At 63.7% G+C, this 3,766-nt stretch carries 2 protein-coding genes; one reads left to right on the top strand and one right to left on the bottom strand.

The features are described from left to right. Positions 1-2,702 (bottom strand): PPE family protein (locus BST40_RS27465; RefSeq protein WP_142276834.1); only part of this gene is annotated, 2,702 nt, incomplete at its 3' end. A gap of 480 nt (positions 2,703-3,182) precedes the next feature. Here BST40_RS27465 and BST40_RS27460 point away from each other — a divergent pair. Next, positions 3,183-3,766, top strand: a 584-nt coding sequence (locus BST40_RS27460; RefSeq protein ID WP_142276833.1) for a PE family protein, incomplete at its 3' end; no start/stop codon positions are given.

Below are 3,766 nucleotides of genomic sequence, written 5' to 3'. Positions count from 1 at the left end.
CTGCCACTGCCCTGATTGAAGAACCCCGACGACGGACCGCCCGTCGCATTCCCAAAACCCGGACCCGCCGGAATATCGAGAATCGGAATCGTGCGCCCCTCGAGCGCGCCGATGAAGCTCATATCGATGACGGTGGTCGGGCCTCCGATATTGAGCGTCACCAAGGGAAGAGTGATTGTCGACGGCGGAATATTGAAGGGGCCGAAGTAAAAGTAGCCGTCCAGGAAGGAGTTCTGCGGGTAGGTGAAGCCGGGGATGGTGATGGTGTTGCCACCGAACTGCACCACCTGGTTGATCGGGATGATGTAGTCGGTGTTGATGGGAATCGTCGGGGTGGTGATGGCAAGGTCGATGCCGAACTGGCCCTGATTATCGCCGCTGATAAAAAAGCCGTTGTTGGAATTTCCTCTGTCGAATGCGCCGGTGTTGGTATTGCCAGTGTTGAACCAGCCCGTGTTGTAGTCGCCGCTGTTGTAGTCGCCGGTGTTGTACGCGCCAGGATTGAAGTTGCCGGTGTTAAAGCTGGCCGTATTGAAGTTGCCGGTGTTGTAGTTTCCGGCATTGGCCAGGCCGGTGTTGGCGACACCAGGATTGAACAGGCCGGTGTTGGCGGTGCCCGGGTTGTCGATGCCGGAGTTCCAGGCGCCCGCGTTTCCGATGCCCCAGTTGCCGGTGCCGGCGTTGCCGATGCCGACGTTGCCGGTGCCGGAGTTGAACACGCCGACGTTGTTGCTGCCGGAGTTGAATAGGCCGATGTTGCCGGTGCCGGTGTTGTGGGCGCCGAATCCGATTTGGTGTTCGCCGGTGAGACCGATGCCGATGTTGCCGGTGCCGGTGTTTCCCAGGCCGACATTGCCGATGCCGTCATTGCCGAAACCGAGATTGTCGTTGCCCGCGTTGCCGAATCCGACGTTATGGTCGCCGCGATTGGCCGGGCCGAAATTGTGGCTGCCCAGGTTGCCGGAGCCGACGTTATGGCTGCCGAGGTTGCCCGAGCCGACATTGAAACCGCCGAGGTTTGCGCTGCCGATGTTGACGTTGCCGAGGTTTGCGCTGCCGAGGTTGGTGCTGCCGACGTTTCCGCTGCCCTGGTTGACGTTGCCGAGGTTGGCGTTACCGAAATTCAGCGTGCCGCTGTCGGCGAACCCGAAGTTGATGCGCCACGGCCCTCCGAGGATCCCCGACATCTGGCTTCCGGTGTTTGCCACACCCGACAGATGGGCCGCGGTGGCGAGACTCAACGTGCTCGTGTTGAGAACGCCCGACATGGTGTTTCCGGTATTCACCAGGCCCGACTCCAGCCCTCCGGCATTGAAATATCCGGAGTTGCCCAAGGGTCCGGTAGCGAAATTCAGGAACCCCGAATTGTTGGAGCCGGCGTTGCCGAAGCCCGACGCGCTGCCGGAGCCGCTGTTGTAGAACCCCGATGACGGCATGCTCGTCGTGTTGCCGAAGCCCGGGCCCCATCCTTGGTAGTCACCCCGCCAGAAGAGTCCGCTGCTGTAGTCGCCCGAGATCAGAGCGCCGGTATTGACGTTGCCCGAGTTGGCGACACCGGTGTTGTAGCTGCCGTCGTTGAAATAGCCGGTGTTGTAGTTGCCGGTGTTGAAGCCGCCGGTGTTGGAGACGCCCGGGCTATAGAAGCCGGTGTTGTAATTACCCGGATTGGCCATCCCGGTGTTGGCGGTTCCGGAATTGAACAAACCGGTATTAACGCTGCCGGCATTGCCCAAGCCGGTGTTGTAATTGCCGGAGTTTCCGATGCCGAAGTTCCCGGAGCCTGAATTTCCGATACCAATGTTTCCGGTGCCGGTGTTGAATAGGCCGATATTGCCGGTGCCGGTGTTGAGCGCGCCGAATCCGACCTGATGGTTGCCGGTCAGTCCGATGCCGATGTTGCCGGTGCCCGTGTTTCCGAAGCCGGCGTTGCCGTCTCCGGTGTTGCCCAGACCGAAGTTGTTGCTGCCCGTATTGCCCAGACCGATATTGTTGAGGCCCGCCGTTGCCAGTGGTCCGGAATTTCCGAAGCCGACGTTGTTGCTGCCGACGTTGGCGCTGCCGATGTTGGCGCTGCCGGTGTTTCCGGACCCGATGTTGGCGTTGCCGATGTTCGCGTTGCCGACGTTGCCGTCGCCGACGTTCGCCAAGCCGAGGTTCTGCAATGCGCCGGCGAGCGCTGCCCGGGCTCCCGTCGGGATGAACGGTGTCAACGCGGCGGCGGCGGTCGAAGCCCCGGCGTGGTAGTCGAACATCGCGGCTACGTCCTGGGCCCACATCTGTTCGTACTGACTCTCGGCCGCGGCGATCGCCGGCGCGTTTTGCCCCAACAGGTTCGAGCGCACCAACGAGACAAATTGGGCGCGGTTGGCCGCGATCAGCGTGGGATGCACCGTTGCTGCCTGCGCGGCTTCGAACGCGGCGGCCGCGAGCGTGACTTGGCCGGCTGTTTGGTCAGCTTGGCCCGCCGCAGCGCTCAGCCAGCCCAGATAGGGCAAGGCCGCGTCCGCCATTGCCGCGGCCGCGGGACCTTGCCAGGCGGAACCGGTCAGCGACGAGGTCAGCGAGGCGAACGACGCGGCCGACGAGCTCAGCTCCGTCGCCAGGCCCGCCCATGCGGCCGCCGCCTGCAACATCGGTTGCAAGCCGGCGCCCAGGTACAAACGCACCGAATTGATCTCCGGGGGCAGCAGCGCGAAATCCATTTCACTTCCTCAACTACGTCCGAGGCCGTGCCGCGGGGAATCAGCCGATGGGCCGCACGCTGATGCCGCCACGCAGCGCGTGGTCGTTCGGTCTCCGTCGTTTGCCGAGAAGGCGCTGCTTAACCGACCTGACCAGCGCATTCCCGCTTATGACGCCACGTTATGGACGGAACACATCTGCGTCTAGCAGAAGGTTGCGAATAGAGACTTGCATTCACTGCAACGATCCGTCTGCCCCTGCGTCCCCGAACTGCAGCCCGCTGGCGATAGGTGATCCTGTCGGACGCAGCCCGGCGGCGTCTGTTGCGCCGATCAGAAGCCGATGCATCGTCTGTACCCCAGCTGCGGCGCCTTCTACTTGCGTCAGAAGCAAGACTGTGCACTGAAGCTTCTGCTAGACGCTGCTACCTCTCCTGCATAGCGTCATCCGCTGAGCGCGACGGACTTTCGGTCGCCCCCGGACGCTGAGAGGTAGGCCGAATGTCGTTCGTAAGCGTTTCGTCCGAGGCCGTGGCGGCCGCCGCATCGGATCTGACACCGATTGGTTCGGCGATCGGGGAGGCCCATCTGGCGGCAGTGGCGCCGACGACCATGCTGGCCGCTGCTGGCAGCGACGAGGTGTCGACGGCCGCTGCGGCATTGTTTTCCGGTTACGGGTGGGAATTCCAGGCGGTCGCCCGGCAGGCAGTGCTGTTTCATGAGCGGTTTGTGCAGGCGCTGAATGCGGGTGCGGCGGCTTATGGGAGCGCGGAGGCGGTTAATGCCGGGCCGTTGCAGAAGTTGCTGGATGTGATCAACGCACCGACGCAGGCGCTGGTTGGACGTCCGCTGATCGGCAACGGTGCCGACGGGGCGCCGGGTACTGGTGCCAGCGGCGGGGCCGGCGGGCTGCTGGTGGGCAATGGCGGCAACGGCGGCTCGGGAGCAGCGGGCCAAGATGGTGGCACCGGCGGGCCCGGCGGGCTGATCGGCAATGGCGGCAACGGCGGAGCCGGCGGACTGGCAGCGGCCGGCGGCAACGGCGGGGCCGGCGGCTGGTTGTGGGGCGTGTCTCTTATCCAGAT

Source organism: Mycobacterium persicum, from assembly GCF_002086675.1.
Classification (GTDB): Bacteria; Actinomycetota; Actinomycetes; order Mycobacteriales; family Mycobacteriaceae; genus Mycobacterium; species Mycobacterium persicum.
The sequence above is the reverse complement of the archived record's forward strand: the minus strand, read 5'-3'. Positions and strand labels throughout refer to the sequence as shown.